This window comes from Brevibacterium sp. CCUG 69071 (assembly GCF_021023135.1).
In the GTDB taxonomy this organism is placed as follows: Bacteria; Actinomycetota; Actinomycetes; order Actinomycetales; family Brevibacteriaceae; genus Brevibacterium.
Window position 1 is genome coordinate 94,925 of record NZ_PGFV01000007.1, and the last position, 16,924, is coordinate 111,848.

A 16,924-nucleotide genomic window follows, 5' to 3' on the forward strand; every position below is an offset into this window, starting at 1 on the left:
AGGAGTCAGAATGTCAGTCGCAGTTGCCGTCACCGACAGCCCCGAAGGCCGCACGGCTCTCGAGAGCGCCGTGGCCGAGGCGCGCGCCCTGAAGACGGGCCTGCTGCTCGTCAACCTCACCCTCCACGACTTCGCCGACGAGGAGATCCCCCGCGACCTTGAGGTCACACTCATCAATCGCTCCGGCCGCCGGGACCGTGATCCGGTCACCGCGGTCCTCGATGAGCTGGCCGACCACGCCGAGGTGGACCGGCTCGTCCTCGGCGTACGTTCCCGCTCGCGGGTGGGCAAGGTCCTCCTGGGATCCGTGACCCAACGCCTCATCCTCCGCTCCCCCGTCCCGGTACTTACCGTGCGGGTACCGGAGTCCGCGAAGAGGGGCTGAGTCGATCATTGCCCTCGTGGCATAGGGTGGAGGGCGATCACAGTGGCGGCAGGGATGTCAGGAGGCAGTCGTGGCAGATGCGATGGTAGAGAGGTCGGCGGCGGACCGGCTCGAATCCGCACTCTCCGGCCGGGTCGACCGGACCGCGATGGACTCGGTCGCCGATCTCGCCGGGCAGGTCCCCCTCCCGGAACTCACCCGGCTCGTCCACACCACCACTCCCCTGCAGTCGGCCGTCCTCTTCCGCGTGCTCAACAAGGACGAGGCCCTCGCGGTCTTTGAGAATCTGACCCCGGGCTACCAGGCCGAGCTGATCCAGAATCTCCGCGAACCGGAGGTCGCCGACATCGTCGACGGTCTCGACCCCGATGATCGTGCCGAACTCTTCGGTGAGCTGCCCGCGAGCGTTGCCTCCCGCCTGATGAAGGGCCTCGACGCCGAGGAACGAGAGATGACGACGGCGGTCCTCGGCTATCCGAAGTCCGCGATCGGCCGGTACATGTCCCCGGAGGTGCTCAGTCTCCACGAAGATTGGACCTCCGCCGAGGCGATGGAGGTCGTCCGTGCCCGCATCGACGGTCCGGAGACCGTCTACCTGCTGCCTGTCGTCGGTTCCGGACGCGTCCTCCTCGGGGTGATCTCCCTGCGCAACCTCATCGCCGCCGCCGACGAGACGATCATCGGTGAGATGGTGCGCGAATCGATCACGACTCATGCCCAGACCGACCGTGAGGAAGCATCCCGCACGTTCCTCTCCCACCGCCTCATCGCGATGCCGGTCGTCGATGAGGAGAACCGCCTTGTCGGGATCCTCACCATGGATGACGTGCTCGACATCGTCGACGAAGAGGACGCCGAGGACATCGCCCGCTCCAGCGGCTCCGAACCCCTCGACCGCTCCTACCTCTCCTCGAGCATCGTCCGGTTGGTCAAGAGCCGCATCGTGTGGCTCCTCGTCCTCGCGGTCTCGGCGATCTTCACCGTCCAAGTCCTCGAGGTCTACGAGGACCGCCTCGATCAGGTCGTCATCCTCGCCCTGTTCATCCCCCTGCTCACCGGCACGGGCGGCAACACCGGCAACCAGGCCGCGACCACCGTGACCCGGGCTCTGGCCGTGGGCGAGGTCCGCATCCGTGACCTGGGAAAGGTCATCTGGCGCGAACTGCGCGTCGGTGCGCTGCTCGGTGCCGTGCTCGGCTGCCTCGGCTTCGCCATCGCCGGACTCGTCTACGGCTGGGCGATCGGCCTGGTCATCGGCCTGACCCTGCTCTCGGTGTGCATGATGGCCGCCACCGTGGGCGGGCTGATGCCGATCATCGCGAAGCGGCTCGGAGCCGACCCGGCTGTGTTCTCCAACCCGTTCATCTCCACGTTCTGCGACGCCACCGGACTGATCATCTACTTCACGATCGCCACTACGGTGCTCGGACTGAGCTGAGTCCAGCTCCACAACCACTGTCAAGTTTTTATTGACACCCGATGAGTGTCAACCTAGCCTTGACAAATGACCTCATTCAACTTTTTCGGAATCACCGAAGAACTCCCCTCCACCCGCTGGCAGGCACTGTTCGATACCGTCTGGCCCGCCTATCGGTCGTGGTATCTCCGTGACGGAGATGCCGCTCGACCCAGCCTCGCGGAAGCCGAGGCCCGACTGCGCGAGCACATGCCCGAGCTCGTCCCCACCTGGCGGCGGCTCGTCGAGCTGGCGGGCGGGGACGAGACCGCGGCCCGCATGCTCACCCTGTGGAATCCTCCCCGCTTCCTGCCCGGGTGCTCACAGGTCGCCCTGCAGTCTCCCGAGCCTGCCCTGCTGCGCAACTACGACTACGGGCTCGAGCTGTTCGAGCAGGTCCACGCCTCGACCCGATTCGGCTCCCGCCGGGTGATCGGAACGTCCGACTGCCTGTGGGGTCTGCTCGACGGCATGAACGAGGACGGGCTTGCCGTGTCGCTTGCCTTCGGTGGGCGCCCCGGCGACGGTGACGGATTCGCCGCCCCGCTGGTCGTGCGCTTCCTCCTCGAGGTCGCCGAATCCGTGCCCGAGGCTCTGCGCAGGCTCCAGACGATCCCCGTCTCCATGTACTACAACCTGACCATGATCGACTCCACGGGCACCGCGGCGACCGCCTACGTCGGTCCCGCAATGACCCCGGAGATCATCGAGGATCCGGTCGCGACGAACCACCGCGGACGGCATCCGGAGTTCCCCGACCATGCCCGCCGCTTCCGCAGCGTGGAGCGTCAGGATCTGCTCACCGAGGCGGTGGACCAGGGCTGCGATGTCCAGGAGATGACCGCGAGGATGCTCGGTCCGGGGGTCTTCAGTGCGGACTACGACAACGCATTCGGCACCCTGTACACCGCCGTCTATCTGCCGCTGCGCGGCGAGGTCGAATATCATTGGCACAACCGCACCTGGACCCGCAGCCTGAGCTCGCCCGAGGAGGAGATCATCGTGACCCTCGATGAAGACAGCCCCGAACCGATAGACGTGACCGGACCGTCCGCCGAATCCGATTTCACGGGGCCACCCACGGGCGCGAGCGAGACCTCCGCCGTGGCCGACACGCTGGGCACCGCACGGCAGGCGATCCACGACCTGTCCCATTCGCCGGACCCGGCGGCATTCTCGGCGCTGCTCAGCCTCTCCGCGGAAATCGGCGAGGCCATGGGCACGAGTGCGCGCACGATGGCCGAGCACAATTCCTGGGCCAGGGTGGCCGAGATGGCCGATATCAGCCGTCAGGCGGCCTGGCAGCGCTGGCGCTGAGCGCCGCTGACCGCCGGTGCCGGAGGCCTCAGGCCGACCACGCCGCCCAGAGTTCGGCATAGCGGCCACCGGCGGCGACGAGTTCGGTATGACTGCCCTCTTCGACGACCTCACCGTGTTCCATCACGAGCACCCGGTCGGCGGTCTCCGCCTGGCTGAGGCGGTGGGCCACAATCAACGCCCCGCGTCCGGACAGGGCCGCCCGCGCAGAGCCTTCGAGGACATGGGCACCGGCGGATCCCGCCTCGGCGGTGGCCTCATCGAGGATCGCGAAATCGGGATCTGCGAGCACGAGTCGGGCCAGGGCGATCATCTGCTCCTGCACCGCGCTCAGGCGCATCCCCCCATCGCCGAGCTCCGTGTCCAGACCGTTCGGCAGTGATCGCACCCAGTCCGCACCGACGGTTTCGAGGGCAATGCTGACCGCCTCGGCGGTGGCCGCGGGAACGGGCAGGGAGACGTTCTCCCGCAGGGCGCCGGCGAAGGTGTGGACCTCCTGAGCGACCATCGAGATGTGGGATCGGAGGACGGGTTCGGCCAGTGCTGTCAGCTCCCCCGCCGAGGCGGCCCCGTCGTCGACGAGCGCCGCACGTCCGCGTGTCGGCGCCGAGAGTCCCGCGGCGATCCTCGCCAGCGTCGATTTTCCGGCACCGGTGGTGCCGACCACGGCAACGACCTCACCGGGATCGATGCGCAGGCTCACGCCCTTGAGGACATGGTTGTCCGAGTGCGGGTCGGCATCGTAGGTGAACCACAGGTCCTCGAGCAGCAGCGTAGGGGAACTCGAGTCGATATCGATCGAGCGCCTCGGCGAGGTCTGGGCCTCATCGATGACGCCGACCATCCGGGTCAGCGAGGCTCCGGCCGATTGGATCTGGTCGAAGAGGCCGACGAGCGCCCCGATGGGGTTGAACAGGCGGTGGAAGACCAGGGCGGCGGTAGTCACTGCACCGGCGGTGGTCTCACCGAAGTAGACGAGGGCGAACCCCGCGGCCAGAAGCAGGGAGAGGACGACCGCCTCGGCGCGATTGTTGCGACCGAAGGCGCGGGTGAGGAATCTGAACACATTGATCGACAGGTCCCGGGCCTGCCCGGACGCGGAGTCGATGCGGGTCATCTCGCCGCCCTCGGCGCGGTAGGCGCGCAGCGTCTGGGCACCGGTGAGTCCGCCCAGCAGCCGTCCGGCTCGCCTGCCGAAGGCCGCGCGCTCCTCCTTGTAGATGGGTTCCGACCTGGGCAGATACCAGCGCAGGGTGAGCCAGTACATCGGCAGTGCGACGAGGCCGACGATGCCCAGTCGCCAATCGATCGCGGCCAGTCCGAACGCGGAGACGATGACGACGAGGAGGGATTCGACGACGAGCGGCAGCACCTGGGCGGCGGCTTCGCTGATCTTGCGGGAGTCGTCGGCGACGCGGGAGACGAGGTCGCCGGTGCCGGTCGCTTCAATTCGCTGGGAGGGCAGAGACATGGCCGAATCGACGACCTGGGTGCGCAGTTCGGCGACGACGGGCATGGCGATGTGTGCCAGCGCCCAGGCTCCGATCCAGGTGCCGAGGGCCATGACGATACCGGCGACGGCGACCGCGATCGCGCAGGTCCACACGAGTTCGGAGCCGGCACCGGCGGGCAGCTCGTCGACGAGGCGACCGATCGCCCAGGGTCCGACGAGGCCGGCTCCGGCGTTGGCCATGCCGGCGATGACGAGGAGGACGATCCAGCCGGACCGTGCCCGCAGCAGCGGGGCGAGGTGGGAGAAGGCGCGGCGCCGGGTGGCGATGCTCAGGATGGTGTGGGCGCTCATCGGGTCACCGCCTGCCGGTAGGTCTCGGACGCTTGGTCGGCGGCGGTGAGCAGCTCCGCGTGGCGGCCGATGAGGACCGGACCGGTCTCGGGTACGAACACCACGGAGTCCGCAGCGGCGAGGAAGGCGGGCGAGCTGGTGAGGATGATCGTTGCGGCGGACTCGGCGGTGCCTCGCAGACGGGTCACCCCCTCGGCGATGCGCGCCTCGGTGACGGCGTCGACGGCGGTCGTCGGTTCGTGGAGGACGAGGATCGACGGGTCGGCGTCGAGTGCTCGAGCGAGCGCCACGCGCTGCCGCTGACCGCCGGAGAGGTTGCCGCCGAGTTCCTGGATCCGGTGGTCGAGGCCGCCGTCGACGAGGCCGAGGAGTTCATCGGTGCCCGAAGCGGTGAGCACCTCCTCGGTGACCGGGTGGTCGGTGGTGCCGACGATCATCGTGATGTTCGACCGGATCGTGCCTTCGAACATGTCGACGGTGTGCGGGGACACGATCATCGTGTCCGGCCCCGCGCCCCGGGCATGGGTGGCCAGAGCGCCGAGGAGGTTCGCCGCTGGTTCGGAGGCTTCGGTGACGATGCAGGTCAGGGCCCCGAAATCGGTGGTGAAGTCGACGATGCGCTCGGCTCCGACGGCCCAGTCGCGCACGGTCAGTGCGGTGTCGTCGAGTCCGATGCGCGGGGTCGGCGTCGCTTCGTTCGAGGAGCCGTCGGTGGTATCGCTGGCTTCGGCGGAATCGATGTCGACGAGCAGTCGGGCGATCCGGCCGGCCGCACCGTGGGATTGGGCGAAGAGTCCGACGATGTCGGCGAGCGCCCGCATGGGTTCGGTGAGGAAGGCGGTCATGCCGAGGATGCCGATGAGGGCGCCGACGCTCATCTGGCCCTCGATGAGGCGCAGGCTCGCGACGATGAGCACGGCGGCGAGCACGATCGACATGACCAGGGCGCCGAGTCCGGCGAGTCGCCCGGTGCGCTCGCCGGTGGCGATGCCGGCGGTGGCCGCCTCGTCGGAGGTGACCCGGTAACGGTCGACGGCCCAGGGTTCGCCGCCCATGGCTTTGATCACGCGGAGTCCGTGCATGAGGTCGGAGGCAGAGCGTCCGGCCCGGGCGACGGCCTCGAGCTGGGTGCCGGCCTTCGCGGAGACGGAGCGGCCGGGCAGGGCGACGATGATCAGTCCGATGGGCACGGCGATGAGGACGACGAGTCCGGTGACAGGGTCGGCGATGAGGAGGAAGACGGCGGCGGTGATCATGCCCAACACCGAGGCGATGCCGCGCCCGGCCTGGGCGAAGGACTGGGCGGCGGTGTCGGCATCGGCCGAAGCGATCGAGAGGACCTCTCCGGAGGCACGGTCGGCGGGCAGGTTCGCCGAGGTCAGCGCCGCATGGGTGATCTCGACCCGCAGGGCATGGGCTTCGTGTTCGCGGGCGGCATTGCAGAAGCGGGAACCGAAGCGGTATCCGAGGCTGAGCACGGTGAAGAGCAGACCGACGCCGATGATCGTGACGATGAGCATCGGCAGCGACAGGGGGATGATCGCCCGGTCGACGACGATGCCGATGGCCACGGGAACGAGCGCTTCACAGACCTGCCACAGCGAGAGCGTGGCCGCCCCGGGGAGCAGGAGTGAAAGGCGTCGCCGAGCGGCTCTGCGGAGGAGTTTCGAACCTGATGAAGGAGTCTGCGGCACGAAGGCTACCCTAACAGTTCGTGCATCTTCAGGGTCTACACTGCCCACTATGCTGCCGATCACCTCTGACCTCGAACACGGATTCCGCGACCTGACAGGGCAGACCTTCGTCATCACCGGGGCCAACAGCGGCCTCGGTCGAGTCAGCGCCCGTGCCCTCGCCGCGCATGGGGCCCACGTCATTCTGGCGGTGCGCAACGTGGAGAAGGGAGCTGCCGCGGCGGCAACCATGAGCGGATCCGTCGAGGTCAGTGAGCTCGATCTGGCCGATCTCGGCTCCGTGCGCGCCTTCGCCGCGGCGCTGGAGACGCCGGTCGACGTCCTCATCAACAATGCGGGCATCATGACCCCTCCCCTGGGCTACACCGTCGATGGCTTCGAATCCCAGTTCGGGACCAACCACCTCGGGCACTTCGCGCTGACAAATCTGCTTCTGCCGCAGATCAGGGCTCGGGTGGTCACGGTCTCTTCGCTGGCCCACCGGCAGGGGTCGATCGATTTCGCCGATCTCAATTGGCAGCGCCGCAGGTACCGGGCGATGAGCGCCTATGCACAGTCGAAGCTCGCGAATCTGCTCTTCACCACCGAGCTCGAACGCCGGCTGACACTCCAGGATTCCGCAGTGATCGCGACGGCGGCTCACCCTGGTCTCGCGGCGACCAATTTGTTCCGATCCGGTGAGCGGCGACGCGTGCGCGACAGTCTCGGCAAGGCACTCACCCGCCTGTTCACCCAACCCGAGGCCGCCGGTGCCGCGCCGGCGCTCAACGCCGCGATCGCCGATGTCCCAGGCAATTCCTACCTGGGCCCAGGCAGCTGGCTCGAGACGCGGGGCGCCCCGGCCTTCGCCGGTCGCGGAGCGGCATCCCTCGACGAGGACGTGGCGCGCCGCCTGTGGAAGGTCTCCGAGGAGCTGACGGGAGTGACCTTTCCCGATTCGCTTCGGTGATTCGACGGGTTTCACAAGCTCGCTGAGTATCGTGGCGTCATGACTGCTCTGCACAATGTTCGTATCTTCGACGTCGATTCTGCCGTCTCCAGTGAGCCCGTCGACATCGAGTTCTCCGAGACAATCACCGCGATCCACCCGGCCGCGGATCCGGATCCGACGTCGGCGGCCACGCTCTTCTCCGGCCTCATCGACACCCACGTCCATCTGAAGTCCCGGGAGCCTCTCGTCGCCGCCGGGGCCGCGGGGTTGACGACGATCGTCGACTTGGGCACGCACCCGGATTCGCTCGTCGCCGATTTCCGGGCCGACGCTGGGATCCCTGCGATCCTCAGTGCCGGTTCGGCCGCCTCGGCGCCGGGCAGCACACAGACCACCGCCATGGGCTCCCCCGCGGAATCCGGGGTCTCCGGACCCGAGGATGCGCAGCGGTTCCTCGACTGGCGGACCGAGAACAACGTCGATCTCATCAGGATCATCATCGAGGATCCCGAGGCCACCGAGGTGCCTGCCCTCGACATTCCGACCCTGCGGGCGCTGGTCGATGGCGCTCACGAGCGCGGACTGCTCACCGTTGCCCACGCAGTCACGGCCGCCGCCTTCGACCGCGGCCTCGACGCGGGGGTCGACGTCCTCACCCACATCCCCTTCGACGGCCCGTTGCGGCCGGAGACGATCGAGCGGATCGTTGAGACGAACACCCTCGTCTCCCCGACCCTGGTGATGATGCGCGCGATCGCCGAGGCCCGCCTCGGCGAGCATGCCGATGCGGCCTTCGGAATGGCCCTGGCGAATGTCCGTGCCCTCCACGAGGCCGGGGTGAAGATCATCGCGGGCACCGATGCGAATGAGACGCCGTTCGCTCCGGTGCCGCACGGGCCATCGCTGCACGACGAATTCGACTATCTCATCGAGGCCGGAATGACCGTAGCCGAGGTGGTCCGGTCGGCCACCCCGGGTGCTCCGGATGCGCTGAGGCTGGGCGATCGCGGACGCATCGTCGAGGGGGCTCGCGCTGATCTGCTGGTCGCAGGCGGAGATCCGCTGGGCGACGTCTCTGCACTGCGCTCCCCCGCCGAGGTGTGGGTGGCGGGAACTCAGCTCATCTGAAGGCCTGCTCCCCGGTGATGTGGCGGCCGAGGATGAGGGTGTGGACTTCGTCGGTGCCCTCATAGGTGCGCACGGACTCGAGGTTGTTCGCATGCCGCAGCGGTGAGAATTCGAGGGTGATTCCGTTGCCGCCGAGCATCGTGCGAGCTTCCCGGCAGATGGCGATCGCCTCACGGCAGTTGTTGAGCTTGCCGACCGAGATCTGGACCGGGTCGAGCGTCCCGGCGTCCTTGAGACGTCCGGTCTGGACGGCGACGAGGATCCCCTTCTGAATCTCGAGGACCATGTTCACCAGCTTCTGCTGGGTGATCTGGTAGCCGGCGAGAGGCTTGTCGAACTGGAGACGTTCCTGCGAATACTTCAGCGCGACCTCGTAGGAGTCACGCGCGGCGCCCATGGCGCCCCACATGATTCCGTAACGAGCCTCGTTGAGGCAGGAGAACGGTCCTCTGAGTCCCGTCACTTCGGGCAGGACCGCATCGGCGGGCAGCTGCACCTGCTCGAGGGTGATGTCGCATTGGATGGAGGCGCGCATCGACAGCTTCTGCTCGATCGGAGTGGCGGTGAACCCGGCGGTGTCCGTGGGAACCAGGAAGCCGCGGATGCCCTCATCGGTGGCCGCCCAGATGACGGCGACATCGGCGATCGAGGCCAGACCGATCCAACGCTTGGCACCGTTGAGGGTCCAGGATCCGTCGTCACTGCGGATCGCGGTGGTGGCCATGGACCCGGGGTCGGATCCGGCGGTGGGTTCGGTCAGACCGAAGCAGCCGATGATCTCGCCCTTGGCCATGCCGGGCAGGTAGCGGTTCTTCTGTTCCTCGGAGCCGAACTTGTGGATCGCCGACATCGCCAGCGATCCCTGCACCGAGACGAAGGTGCGCAGACCGGAGTCCCCGGCTTCGAGCTCGAGTGCGGCGAGTCCGTACTCGACGGCCGAGCGGCCGGGGCAGCCGTAGCCGTGCAAGTGCATACCCAGCAGCCCGAGTTCGCCCATCTCGGCCACGATCTCTCGCGGGAAGACCGCGTTCTCATACCAGTCGGCGATGTTCGGGCGGAAGCGCTCATCGACGAAGGCTCGGACTGTGTCGCGCAGGGCGATCTCGGACTCGCTGAAGAGTCCCTCGAGGTTGAGCAGGTCGGAGTTCTCGCTGCTGGAGTTCGCGCGAGTGGAAGCGGTCGTAGTCATGTCAGGCTCCTGTGGTGGTGGCGATCGTCTGCGGTCCTGCTGCGCCGAGGTGGTCGTCCCTGTCGCGACCGAGGATCTCGTCCGTATCGGCGCCGAGCTCGGGTGGTGCCGAGCGCACGGGTGGGCGAACTCCGTTGAAATTCACGGGGAAGGCCACCTGGCGCATCGGCCCGGCAGTGGGGTGGTCGACGGTCTGAACCATGCCCAGAGCCTCGGTCTGCGGATCGGCGTAGACCTCATCGAGGTGCTTGATCGGCGCCGCCGGGACCCCCGCTGCAGAGAACAGTTCGCACCACTCGTCGACCGACCTCGTCCGCAGCGTCTTCGACAGCTCCTCGTTGACATAGTCGCGGTGGACCAGCCTGCCCGCATTGGCGGCGATCCGCTCGTCCTCGCCGAGGTCAGAGCGGTCGATGGCGGTGCAGAGACGCTGCCACAGGGAGTCGTTGCCGATGGCGATGACGAAGTAGTCATCGGCGGCCGGATACGCCTGATAGGGCACGAGGTTGGGGTGGCCCGAACCGAGAGCATGAGGGCGTCTGCCATCGGCGAAGTAGTTCGTCGCCCAGTTCACGTGCAGCGCCAGCTGCCCCTCATAGAGAGAGGTCGTCAGGTACTGTCCTCTGCCGGTGCGGCTGCGCTCGAAGAGAGCGGAGACCACACCGATGATCCCGAACAGACCGGCACCGAGGTCGCCCATCGCGAATCCGGCCTTCATCGGCGGCCCGCCGGGCTCACCGGTCAGAGACATCAGTCCCCCGCGTGCCTGGGCGACCATGTCATAGCCGGGTTCGTCGCGCATCGGTCCGTGATCCCCATACGCGGAGATGTGGAGGATGACGAGATGCGGGAACTTCGCCGACAGCTCCTGATAGTCGAAGATCGTCTGCAGTGAGCTGCCGGGTCGGAAGTTCTCGACGAGCACATCGGCCTCGGCAAGCAGTTCGTGCACCTGTGCCTGTCCCCGTTCGGATTTGAGGTCGATGGTCACAGACTTCTTGCTGTGGTTGGCCGCATGGAAGTACGTGGCGTCGGCACCGACCATCGGCGGGCCCCAGGCCCGCGTGGGGTCCCCGCCGTTCGGATGTTCGACCTTGATGACCTCGGCGCCGAGGTCGGCCAGCGACATGGTGGCGTAGGGGCCGGCGAGGATCTTCGAGAGGTCGATGACGCGCACTCCGGACAGCGGGCCTTCGAAGGTGGCCGCAGCGGAGTTCGCTGTCTCCCGTGTGGATTCGGATTCTGTGGTTCTCACGATGTGCTCCAGACTTTCGTGTGGCCTCATGCCTCAGGCGTCAGTGTGGTCGAGGCTGCGACCTCGCGGGACACTGCCACTCCGTCGACGATGTCCTCGAAATGGGACAGGAGACGCGCCACAGCGGTGTCATCGCGGGCGATGGCGCCCGCGATGAAGGCCTTGGCGACGAGAAGTGTGCGATAGTTCTCCTCGCGAGCGACCTCGGCGCCGGCCTGTTCGAGCAGCAGCGTCGCCATGATGAGCTGTGCCAGGTCGTCGGCGTAGTTGCCGATGAGTGCCTCGGCCTCAGACTGTGCGGCGGCCAACAGCGCGTCTCCACGGGAGACGATGGCCTCCCACCGACTCAGCAGCTCACGGATCTCGGAGTCCGCCTCGGCGAGGGTGCTGTCGTTGAGCTTCGCGGTCATCGACTGCGCCAACAGGCGGTGCGTGTTCTGCTTGCGCAGGCAGCGCAGCACGTCGAGGGCAATGACGTTGCTCGAGCCCTCCCAGATGGAGCCGAGGTGGGAATCGCGGACGAGGCGGGCGTCGGGCCATTCCTCGATGTAGCCGCGGCCGCCGCGGACTTCCATCGCCTCCCCGGCGACGAAGCGCACGCGTTTGCAGATGTAATGCTTGGCCAGCGGAGTGAGCACGCGGATCTGAGCCGCGGCGTCCGCATCTCCGGCATCGCCGCGCTGCAGCATGTCACCGGAGTGGAAGACGAGCCCCAGGGCGGCCTCGGCCTCGGCCTGCAGCGGCAGCAGGGTCATGCGCATGAGCGGCGCTTTGACGAGCGGCTCGCCGAAGACGACGCGGGTGCGGGCGTGGGCGAGCGCCTCGTTGATGGACCTGCGCATGAGTGCCGTGGCTCGCATCGCATTGGACAGGCGAGAGGTGTTGACCATCTCCGCCATCTGCCGGAAGCCGCGCTCGAGCGCCCCGACCTGGACGGCGTAGGCTCCGTTGAGCGTGACCTCTCCGCTGGGCATCGACCGGGTGCCGAGTTTGTCCTTGAGACGGTCGATGACATAGGAGTTCTTCGTCCCGTCCGGGCGCCGCTTGGGCAGCATGAACAGTCCGACGCCGCGGGTGGAGTCCTCTCCTCCGGGGAAGCGGGCGAGAGTGAGGATGATGTCGGCGTCGGGGTTGGAGGCGAACCATTTGCGGCCGGACAGCGTCCAGTTCTCACCGTCGCGTTCGGCGACGGTCGATGTCTGGGCGATGTCGGTGCCGGCTTGGATCTCGGTCATGAACATGGCCCCGGTGAATCGGTGCTCGGGATCGGTCGAGATCAGACGCTCGACCGCCTCGGCGATCTGCTCGCCTTCGCCGAACTTCCGCAGGGTCCGTGCGGCGGCGTCGGTCATGGACACCGGGCAGGCGAGACCGAACTCGGCCTGCACGAAGACGTAGGAGAGGATGTACTTGATCAGATGCGGAGGCGCCTCGTCCCAGCCGTGCAGTCCACGGTGGGACAGCGCGGAGAGCCCGTACTCCTCGTAGGCGGCCTTCTGCAGCTCCTGGTAGCTCGCGTGGTAGTCGATGGCATCGACCCGGTCGCCCTCCCGATCGAACTGGGCCAGGGTCGGCGGGTTCTTGTCCGCGACATCGGCGAGCGGGGCCAGGCGCTCGGCCGCGTCGGTGCCAAGCGCGCTGAGCACTGGGGCAAGCAGTGCGCGGTCGGCCGGGTCGAGGTAGGACTCGATAAGCGGTGCGAGGGCGGGGTCGAGATCGACGTAGTTCATGTGTCCTTCTGTGTTCTTCTCTTCTGCGGTGGTCGTCAGCGGCTGACGCGGGGTTTCGGCTCCGCCTCGGCGAGGTGGCCCGGTTCTCCTTCACGGCCCGTCCACGCCTTTGCCCGCAGGAGCAGAGACATGCACACCGCGGAGATGAGGACGTAGCCGAGGCCGAGGCCGACAACGACCCAGATCGAACCGGTCGCGCCCAGCAGAGCCTGGCTGAGGAACGGGGCGGTGCCGGCGAACAGTGCCGTCGAGACCTGATAGGCCACGGAGATGCCGGTGTAGCGGATGGTCGTCGGGAACAGCTGGGCGAGCACCCCGGCCAGGGCTGCGTAATACATGGCGTGCGGGGCGGTGGCCAGCACCATGCCGAGCATTGCGAGTCCGTAGCTGCCGGTCTGGATGAGCACGAACATCAGCGGCAGCAGCACGAGCTCGGGCAGAAGCATGATGAGGATCGCCTTGCGGGCGTCGATCTTCGAGGCGAGGATTGCGCCGAATGGCTGCACGATCACCTGCGCGATCAGGGCCACGGTGATGACCTGCAGGAACTCTGTGCGCCCGAATCCGAGGTCGGTCGTCGCCCAGGACAGGGCGAAGGTGGTCTTGACGTAGGTGATCGCGACTCCCGTCACCACCGCTCCGATGGCCAGAGACACGACCTTCCAATGATCGCGGAGCAGTTCGACCAGAGGAGTGCGCTGCTGCGGTTCCTTCTGGGTCGCCGCGATCATCTCCGGCGATTCGGTGATCTTGAGTCGGATGTAGAGACCGACGATGATGAGCACTGCCGAAGCGAGGAACGGGATCCGCCAGCCCCAGTCGCCGAAGTTCTCCGCACTCATGTAGGTCAGACCGAGGAAGGCGACCGTGGCGAGGAGGTTGCCCACCGGTGAGCCCTGCTGGGCGAAGGCACCGTAGAGGATCTTCTTCCCCGGTGGCGCGAATTCGGTGGCGATGAGGACCGCTCCGCCCCATTCGCCGCCCATGGCCACGCCCTGGATGATCCGCAGGGCCACGAGGAGGATCGGTGCCATGAAGCCGATCTGCTCATAGGTGGGCAGGAGGCCGACTCCGACTGTGGCCAGCCCCATGAGCATGAGGGTCGTGATGACGGTGTTCTTGCGACCGAACTTGTCACCGAAGTGGCCGAAGATGACGCCGCCGAGCGGGCGGGCGATGAAGCCGACGGCGAAGGTGGCGAAAGCGGCGAGCGTGCCCATTGCGGGGCTGACATCGGGGAAGAATAGGGGCCCGAGGACGAGCGCCGAGGCGGTGCCGTAGATGTAGAAGTCGAACCATTCGATGGTGGTGCCGACGAAGGCGGCCACGCCTGCGCGACGTCCCTGCTTGGGGTCGATCGCCGCTGGAGTGGGCTCTGGGATCGACGCTGATCCGGTGCTGCTCATGTGTGGTCTCCCGAGGTGGAGGTGGGTGTGCTTCATTGCCGGAAGCCACTCTTCCACTTCCATTACCGGGTGTCCAAGACTTAATATCTAGGTGATCATTATTGATTCTTTATCAATTGGTCGACCCGTGCAATCGGTGCGGCCGGGCCGGCCACAGGAGGCGATCCGATGGAACTGCGACACCTCTCGGCATTCGTCGCTGTCGCCGAGGAACTCCACTTCGGACGCGCCGCCGAGAAGCTCCACATCGCCCAGCCGGCCCTGAGCCAGATGATCCGGGCCCTGGAGAAGGACCTCGGGGTGCCGCTGTTCGAACGCACCACTCGACGGGTCAGGCTGACCCCCTCGGGAGAGGCCCTGCTCGACCCTGCCCGCACCATCGGCGACCAGGTCGCAGGTGCCAGGCGCATCGCCCGAGCGGCCCAGGAGGGGACGGTGGGCCGGGTCAGGGTCGGCTTCGGCGGCACGAGCGGCTATTCGATCCTCTCGCTGCTCTCAAGAGAAGTCGCGGACCGCCATCCGGGCATCGGCCTCGAGCTCCACCCGCAGACCTACTCGGGCGAAGCCGCCCTGGCCGTTCGCGACGGAGAGATGGATCTCGCCGTGATCAGCCCTCCGGCTCCGGCCGGCGTGAATGTCCATGTCATCAGGCAGGAGACCGTCATGGCCGCGGTCCCGAGCACTCATCGGCTCGCCGAACGGGAACGCGTGTCGATGACCGAGCTCGCCGACGAACCTTTCATCTCCTACGCACCCTCCCATGGTTCTCAGGTGCGCGAAGTGATGATGCGCCTGGCCGACGAGGCCGGGTTCCTGCCCCGCATCGCCCAGGAAGCACCGGATCCCTACAGCCTGCTCGCGCTCGTCGGGGCGCAGGTCGGCATCGCGCTCGTCGTCGAATCCTCCGACCACATTCGCATCGACGGGGTCAGCTACGTTCCGCTCGCCGAGGGCACCGAGGCCTTCACCCTGGCCTTGGGCTGGCGGCACAACAACCCCTCCGAGGCACTGGCCCGAGTCCTCGACATCATCCGCGAGATCCTCCCCGAAGCCCCCCTGACTGCTGCCTGACGGCGGCCCAGATACCTGGCGCGAGGTGGCTGGGCCGCCGTCAGGTAGCAGTTGGGGAGGGTTACCAGCTGATGACGTGGGGGACGCTGACCTGCTTGAGCCCTTCGAGACCGAACTCGAGACCGAAGCCGGACTTCTTCACTCCGCCGAAGGGCACACGCGGGTCGACGGCCCCGTGCTTGTTGATCCAGGTCGAGCCCGCCTGCAGACGGGCCGCCACGCTCTTACAGGCGTCGAGGTCGCTGCCCCACACCGAGGAGCCGAGTCCGACCTCGAGCTCATTGGCCCAGGCGATGGCTTGGTCGAGGTCGCTGTACCTGATGATCGGCAGGGCGGGCCCGAACTGCTCCTCGGCAACGAGCGGGTTGTCGTTGTCAATGTCGGCGACCAGGGTCGTCGGGTAGAAGTAGCCGGGCTGGTCGGCCACCGGGTCTCCCCCGGTGAGGACTCGGGCACCGGAGTCCTTCGCCGCCTGCACGAGTCGGGCGACGATGTCGTACTGCTGCTTGTTCTGCAGGGGACCGAGGACGTTCTCCTCCTTCAGCCCCACACCCATCGGAGACTGTGCGGCCACTTCGACGAGGGCGTCGCAGACCTGATCGTAGAGGGAATCGGGAACATAGAGGCGCTTCATCGCCGCACAGGTCTGGCCGGTGTTGATGAAGGCACCCCAGAACAGGTCGCCGGCGATCGCGGCCGGGTCGGCGTCCTCGAGCACGATCCCGGCATCGTTGCCGCCGAGTTCGAGTGTGATCCGAGCGAGCTTGTCCGCGGCGGTGTGCATGATCGCCTGACCTGTCTTCGTCGACCCGGTGAACATGATCTTGTCGACACCATCGTGGCTGGTCAGGGCCGCTCCGACGGCACCGTCGCCGGGGACGACGGTGAGGACATCGGCCGGCAGCACCTGGTTGACGACAGCGACGAGCGCCTGGACCGAGAGCGGCGTGTACTCCGAGGGTTTGAGGACGACGGTGTTGCCCATCTTCAATGACGGCGCGAACTGCCAGACGGAGATCATCATCGGCCAGTTCCATGGGCCGACCGCTCCGACGACGCCGACGGGATCGTAGTGGAGCTCGGCGTGGGTCTCACCGTCGTCGACGAGGACTTCGGGGTCGAGTTCGAAGGCGGCGTTGGCGCGCAGCCAGGCCGCACAGGCCCCGACCTCGAAGCGGGCATTGGGTCCGTTGAGCGGCTTGCCCTGTTCGCGGGAGAGCAGTTCGGCCAGCGCCTCGGCGGAGGCTTCGACGGCGTCGGCGGCCCTGTTCAGCAGGTCGCTGCGCTCCTGGGCTGAGCGGGCCGCCCAGTCGGGCTGGGCCGCGCGGGCGGCGGTCACGGCCGTGACGATGTCGGCGACGCTGCCTTCGCGGGTGCGTCCGACGAGTTCGCCGGTGGCGGGATCGTGGATTTCGCGACCGCTCGGGTCATCGACTGCCCTGCGCAAGGCCTCGGTGGTGGTGAGATCGGTGGTCATGGGGTCTCTCCTTCGCTGCATGAGATGGTGAAGTCGGGTTAGGGATGGAGTCGGGGTCGGGGTGGGATTGGAATCGGGGTG

General features: G+C 67.2%; 13 protein-coding genes. 6 read left to right on the forward strand and 7 right to left on the reverse strand.

Annotation, left to right across the window (positions count from 1 at the left end; translation table 11 throughout):
* Positions 1-10: 10 nt before the first annotated feature.
* The 3 genes from CV023_RS16620 to CV023_RS16630 all read left to right on the forward strand — a co-directional run bounded on the left by CV023_RS16620 (position 11) and on the right by CV023_RS16630 (position 3,158).
* Positions 11-385 carry a universal stress protein gene (locus tag CV023_RS16620; protein ID WP_230747927.1) on the forward strand — a complete coding sequence of 125 codons (375 nt, stop codon included), beginning with the start codon at positions 11-13 and terminating at the stop codon, positions 383-385.
* A 70-nt stretch (positions 386-455) separates the two neighbouring features.
* Complete coding sequence (mgtE, locus tag CV023_RS16625; RefSeq protein ID WP_230747929.1) at positions 456-1,823, forward strand: magnesium transporter; 1,368 nt, start codon at positions 456-458, stop codon at positions 1,821-1,823.
* A 66-nt stretch (positions 1,824-1,889) separates the two neighbouring features.
* Positions 1,890-3,158, forward strand: coding sequence for a C45 family autoproteolytic acyltransferase/hydolase (locus CV023_RS16630; protein ID WP_230747931.1), 1,269 nt, complete (start codon positions 1,890-1,892; stop codon positions 3,156-3,158).
* A gap of 28 nt (positions 3,159-3,186) precedes the next feature.
* On the opposite strand, the gene CV023_RS16635 is transcribed toward CV023_RS16630, so the two are convergent.
* Both CV023_RS16635 and CV023_RS16640 read right to left on the reverse strand, forming a co-directional pair.
* Complete coding sequence (locus tag CV023_RS16635; protein WP_230747933.1) at positions 3,187-4,962, reverse strand: ABC transporter ATP-binding protein; 1,776 nt, start codon at positions 4,960-4,962, stop codon at positions 3,187-3,189.
* Positions 4,959-6,656 (reverse strand): ABC transporter transmembrane domain-containing protein, encoded by a 1,698-nt coding sequence (locus CV023_RS16640; RefSeq protein WP_230747935.1) that lies wholly within the window; start codon positions 6,654-6,656, stop codon positions 4,959-4,961. Before CV023_RS16640 ends, CV023_RS16635 begins: the two co-directional genes overlap by 4 nt.
* A gap of 49 nt (positions 6,657-6,705) precedes the next feature.
* On the opposite strand from CV023_RS16640, the gene CV023_RS16645 reads away from it, so the two are divergent.
* A complete protein-coding gene (locus CV023_RS16645) occupies positions 6,706-7,605 on the forward strand; it encodes an oxidoreductase (protein ID WP_230747937.1) in 900 nt (299 codons plus the stop codon).
* A gap of 39 nt (positions 7,606-7,644) precedes the next feature.
* Positions 7,645-8,715, forward strand: a complete 1,071-nt coding sequence (locus tag CV023_RS16650) for an amidohydrolase family protein (protein ID WP_230747939.1) — start codon at positions 7,645-7,647, stop codon at positions 8,713-8,715.
* On the opposite strand, the gene CV023_RS16655 is transcribed toward CV023_RS16650, so the two are convergent.
* The 4 genes from CV023_RS16655 to CV023_RS16670 are packed head-to-tail and all read right to left on the reverse strand — an operon-like array spanning position 8,708 to position 14,295.
* Positions 8,708-9,904 carry an acyl-CoA dehydrogenase family protein gene (locus tag CV023_RS16655; RefSeq protein ID WP_230747942.1) on the reverse strand — a complete coding sequence of 399 codons (1,197 nt, stop codon included), beginning with the start codon at positions 9,902-9,904 and terminating at the stop codon, positions 8,708-8,710. The two genes, CV023_RS16650 and CV023_RS16655, sit on opposite strands and share 8 nt — an antisense overlap.
* Position 9,905: 1 nt before the next feature.
* Positions 9,906-11,159 (reverse strand): CaiB/BaiF CoA transferase family protein, encoded by a 1,254-nt coding sequence (locus CV023_RS16660; RefSeq protein ID WP_230747944.1) that lies wholly within the window; start codon positions 11,157-11,159, stop codon positions 9,906-9,908.
* A 26-nt stretch (positions 11,160-11,185) separates the two neighbouring features.
* Positions 11,186-12,889, reverse strand: coding sequence for an acyl-CoA dehydrogenase family protein (locus CV023_RS16665; protein WP_230747945.1), 1,704 nt, complete (start codon positions 12,887-12,889; stop codon positions 11,186-11,188).
* Positions 12,890-12,924: 35 nt separating this feature from the next.
* Positions 12,925-14,295, reverse strand: a complete 1,371-nt coding sequence (locus CV023_RS16670; protein ID WP_230747947.1) for an MFS transporter — start codon at positions 14,293-14,295, stop codon at positions 12,925-12,927.
* 168 nt (positions 14,296-14,463) lie between these two features.
* Between CV023_RS16670 and CV023_RS16675 the strand changes: the two genes are divergently transcribed.
* Entirely contained in the window at positions 14,464-15,366 is a 903-nt protein-coding gene (locus CV023_RS16675) for a LysR family transcriptional regulator (RefSeq protein WP_230747949.1), read from the forward strand.
* A gap of 61 nt (positions 15,367-15,427) precedes the next feature.
* On the opposite strand, the gene CV023_RS16680 is transcribed toward CV023_RS16675, so the two are convergent.
* A complete protein-coding gene (locus tag CV023_RS16680; RefSeq protein WP_230747951.1) occupies positions 15,428-16,843 on the reverse strand; it encodes an aldehyde dehydrogenase family protein in 1,416 nt (471 codons plus the stop codon).
* Positions 16,844-16,924 lie beyond the last annotated feature (81 nt).

What these genes read in the sequence shown, in the direction of transcription:
- CV023_RS16630 (WP_230747931.1), top strand. Translation starts at nt 1,890, where the DNA reads ATGACCTCATTCAACTTTTTCGGAATCACCGAAGAACTCCCCTCCACC.
- CV023_RS16680 (WP_230747951.1), bottom strand. Translation starts at nt 16,843, where the DNA reads ATGACCACCGATCTCACCACCACCGAGGCCTTGCGCAGGGCAGTCGAT.
- CV023_RS16620 (WP_230747927.1), top strand. Translation starts at nt 11, where the DNA reads ATGTCAGTCGCAGTTGCCGTCACCGACAGCCCCGAAGGCCGCACGGCT.
- CV023_RS16645 (WP_230747937.1), top strand. Translation starts at nt 6,706, where the DNA reads ATGCTGCCGATCACCTCTGACCTCGAACACGGATTCCGCGACCTGACA.
- CV023_RS16655 (WP_230747942.1), bottom strand. Translation starts at nt 9,904, where the DNA reads ATGACTACGACCGCTTCCACTCGCGCGAACTCCAGCAGCGAGAACTCC.
- CV023_RS16635 (WP_230747933.1), bottom strand. Translation starts at nt 4,962, where the DNA reads ATGAGCGCCCACACCATCCTGAGCATCGCCACCCGGCGCCGCGCCTTC.
- CV023_RS16670 (WP_230747947.1), bottom strand. Translation starts at nt 14,295, where the DNA reads ATGAGCAGCACCGGATCAGCGTCGATCCCAGAGCCCACTCCAGCGGCG.
- CV023_RS16675 (WP_230747949.1), top strand. Translation starts at nt 14,464, where the DNA reads ATGGAACTGCGACACCTCTCGGCATTCGTCGCTGTCGCCGAGGAACTC.
- CV023_RS16650 (WP_230747939.1), top strand. Translation starts at nt 7,645, where the DNA reads ATGACTGCTCTGCACAATGTTCGTATCTTCGACGTCGATTCTGCCGTC.
- CV023_RS16665 (WP_230747945.1), bottom strand. Translation starts at nt 12,889, where the DNA reads ATGAACTACGTCGATCTCGACCCCGCCCTCGCACCGCTTATCGAGTCC.